This window comes from Mesorhizobium sp. M7A.F.Ca.CA.002.04.1.1, assembly GCF_004022805.1.
GTDB lineage: Bacteria > Pseudomonadota > Alphaproteobacteria > Rhizobiales > Rhizobiaceae > Mesorhizobium > Mesorhizobium ciceri.
The window spans coordinates 1-3,333 of sequence record NZ_RZPL01000642.1; the positions used below are offsets into that span (position 1 = coordinate 1).

A 3,333-nucleotide genomic window follows, 5' to 3' on the forward strand; every position below is an offset into this window, starting at 1 on the left:
CTCAGCAACGAGACCATGTTCGAGCTCACGGAGTGCCCGAAGCGGCTTCTGGTCATTGGCGGCGGACCGCTCGGCTGCGAGGCGGCGCAGGCCTTCTGCCTGCTCGGTGCCAAGGTCATCCTGGCGCAACGGGAACCGATGTTCCTGCCCGGCGAGGAACGCGACGCCGCCCAGATCCTTTCGGACGCGCTGGCGCGCGAAGGTGTCGAGGTTCGCCTCAACACCGAGGTGGTAGCGGTGCGAACGGAAGGCGGCAAGAAGCTCGCCGACCTGGTGTGCGACGACATCACGACAACGATTTCCGTCGACGAGATCATCACCGGCATCGGCCGATCGCCCAATGTCGACGGCCTCGACCTGGAAAACGCCGGGGTGGCATACGATGCCGACGGTATCAAGGTGGACGATTATCTCCGCACCACAAATCCGCACATCTATGCGGCGGGCGATGTCTGCCTCGCCTACAAATTCACCCACACCGCCGAGGCCACAGCTCGCATGGTCGTGCGCAATGCCCTGTTTCTCGGACGCAGGAAACTGAGCGAGCTGGTCATTCCGTGGTGCACCTACACCGATCCGGAGATCGCCCATGTCGGCCTCTATCCGGCGGAGGCGCGCCAGAACGGCATCCCGGTCAAGACTTATACGGTGCTGATGCACGATGTCGCCCGGGCGGTCATGGACGGCGAGGAGGAGGGTTTCGTCAAAATCCACGTCAGGGAAGGGTCCGACCGCATCCTGGGCGCCACGGTCGTCGCCAGCCATGCCGGTGAGATGATCAATGCGGTGTCGCTGGCCATCAAATCGGGCATGGGATTGCGTGCGCTGGCCGACGTCATCCATCCCTTCCCGACGCAGGCGCTAGGCATAAAGATGGCCGGCGACACCTATCGGCGGACAAGGCTCACCTCATCATGGAAGCATCTGGCTGGCCGCTGGTTGGCGTGGTCCAGGCGATGGTGACATTCCGGCAGCCTGCCGCAGCTGGTGCATCGGACATTCGGCGACGATGCGGCGCTTGACGAAAGCCTCGTCGACCATCTCGGATATCCGCCAAACGTCGGTGCCATCCAGAGGTTAGCCGGCTCTATATTTCCGCGGATCCTGCGGGCCCTGCCGACCGCGACTCCAATTTCGTGGCTGCCCTGTCAGAGTGCGTGCAGAAGTTCTTGCCGAATGGGCTCGAGATAGGTTTGCGGATGCAAGCGTCCCCAAACATGGTCGCGCTCGGTCAGATGCTTAACCTGCTCTATCCAGCGCCTTGGCGCATCGGGGTCCCTGACCTCATGCCAGTCGTCGACGACAATGACCGGCAGACCCTGATAGAGCGGGTCGAGCGGCGAGGTCTTGGTGACGACGATGCAGCCGAGATAGAACAGCTCCCATGTCCTATGGCAGTCCAGGCCGTTGCCTTCGGTGGACAGGACAAGCGGGTATTGCGAGTACAGTTGCCAGATCGAGCGCTGCGAGACGCGTTTCGCCAGGAAATCGACATGCGGACATCCGCGCAGGACATCAAGCAGTTCCCGGCGCTGTCTCGAGCCATTGCTGATGCTGAAATCAGAGAACAGTCTGGGCGGGCGGCGGTCCACATGATCCTGCCGGGCGCGTATGATTTCCAGTTGCTTCACAAGCCCTTCCGGCGTGGCGAAGGACCGAGGCGTGTGAAGATCGAGCCCGATCGGGAAAGGCTTGACCCTGGGGTGAGTGCCGTCACAATTCTGGCTGTACCAGGAGACCAGGAAGGGGTTGGCGAGAAGCTGGTCGACGGTGCCCTTCGCCAGATCAGACGGCACCGAAGCATCGCCATCGGTCGTCAGCAGCGTGAACGGTGCCGTGATCGTCGGCAACACGATCCTGACGAACGTGTCGAGATCACAGGTTTGCGCATCCCTGGACAAGGTGCTCAGACGCAGCCAGACGATGCCATGTGCGCCGCTGTAATGCTGGCGGAAAAATGCCTCGCTCTGTGTCGATGCGGTTGACGCGTTGCGATACCAGCGCGGCCCGGCGAAATCGCAGAAATGTCCGATCCCCTGCGACCACAGCACGGGCGGAACGCCAAGAAATCTCAGCGCCCTGGAATAGACGGCTCTTTTGACTGCCCTTCGCAACCTGCCCATGGGCAACTCCTAGCGCGGATGCCAATACCGTTGCAACGTGCTGCCCGACATATTCGCCTTGAGCGGAACAAAGGCCAAAAGTTTCCCCGCAATACCCCTTCCGGCTCCGGAGAACCCAACTTACGACAGGCGCAGCCGCCGGCGAGGCTCGATCTACAGACTTGATTATGACAAAGGTCGAAGGGCTTGCGGTCGGCGCAAGGCCGCACGTCTCAATCGTGCAATTCCCGCGATATCGGCGGCCCCACCGAAAAGCCGGAGAATGTGACCTCGAAGCCCTCGCGTTGCGGCGAACAGCACATCATGCCGACATCGACCGTCCTGGAGATCGGAAAGTAGGCGAGCCGCACAGGCTTCCAGTGGCCGTCGGAAGCATCGAGATACTGGACACGGATCGTTTCGGCGTGACGGGTCAGCCGGATCCTGACGCCGCCCGGACCGGCATGAATGGCGACCAGCGACCAGTCTGACGTGTCGTTGGTGACCACGACGGAGAAATAGGCAAGGCCGTCGGTGTACTCGATACCGGCCTTGATCCAATGGGTTTCGCTGAGCCGGACCATCAGCCCCGCCTGATCATAAAGCACCTCGTAGTCGCCTTTGACGGTGACCTCGGCGGTGAAATCGCCTTCGACGGGCCGGTGCAGGAAGTGGCCATTGTCGCGCCAGAAACCGTAGAAGGTCTCGCGCCAGAAATCGGTCTCCTTGCCGGTGCGCACACGAACGCTGTCGCCGTCGATAGAATGGTGCGGCGGCGGGTTAAGCCAGGTCAGGTCCTGCACTGTCATCCTTCGCGCCGCTCCAATCCAGATGTGCATGGCGGGGTTGCCGGCGTGGTCGGCAGTGACCGATCAGCCCGGCTGATCGGTCGACGGCTGATCAGCCCGCGAATGTGTAGGCCGTCTTCACCGTGGTGTAGAACTCCGCCGCATAGTGGCCCTGCTCGCGCGGCCCATAGCTCGAACCCTTGCGGCCGCCGAAGGGAACATGGAAATCGACACCCGCCGTCGGCAGGTTGACCATCACCATGCCGGCCTCCGAATTGCGCTTGAAGTGCGTGGCATGCTTGAGGCTCGAAGTGCAGATGCCGGAGGTCAAGCCAAAGGGCGTGTCATTGGCGACGGAAAGCGCCTCGTCATAGTCCTTGACGCGAATGACGCTGGCGACAGGCCCGAAAATCTCCTCGCGCGAACTGCGCATGGCGTTGGTC

At 62.0% G+C, this 3,333-nt stretch carries 4 protein-coding genes; 1 reads left to right on the plus strand and 3 read right to left on the minus strand.

Annotated elements, in window-relative coordinates; all coding sequences use genetic code 11:
• On the plus strand, positions 1–963 hold a 963-nt coding region (locus ENZ75_RS25915; protein ID WP_164888002.1), incomplete at its 5' end, for an FAD-dependent oxidoreductase.
• Positions 964–1,148: 185 nt separating this feature from the next.
• On the opposite strand, the gene ENZ75_RS25925 is transcribed toward ENZ75_RS25915, so the two are convergent.
• The 3 genes from ENZ75_RS25925 to ENZ75_RS25935 all read right to left on the minus strand — a co-directional run.
• Positions 1,149–2,123 (minus strand): hypothetical protein, encoded by a 975-nt coding sequence (locus ENZ75_RS25925; protein ID WP_063169867.1) that lies wholly within the window; start codon positions 2,121–2,123, stop codon positions 1,149–1,151.
• 212 nt (positions 2,124–2,335) lie between these two features.
• A complete protein-coding gene (locus ENZ75_RS25930) occupies positions 2,336–2,911 on the minus strand; it encodes a DUF1349 domain-containing protein (protein ID WP_063170443.1) in 576 nt (191 codons plus the stop codon).
• Positions 2,912–3,002: 91 nt separating this feature from the next.
• A partial coding sequence (locus ENZ75_RS25935; RefSeq protein WP_128278420.1) for an aldehyde dehydrogenase family protein occupies positions 3,003–3,333 on the minus strand: 331 nt, incomplete at its 5' end.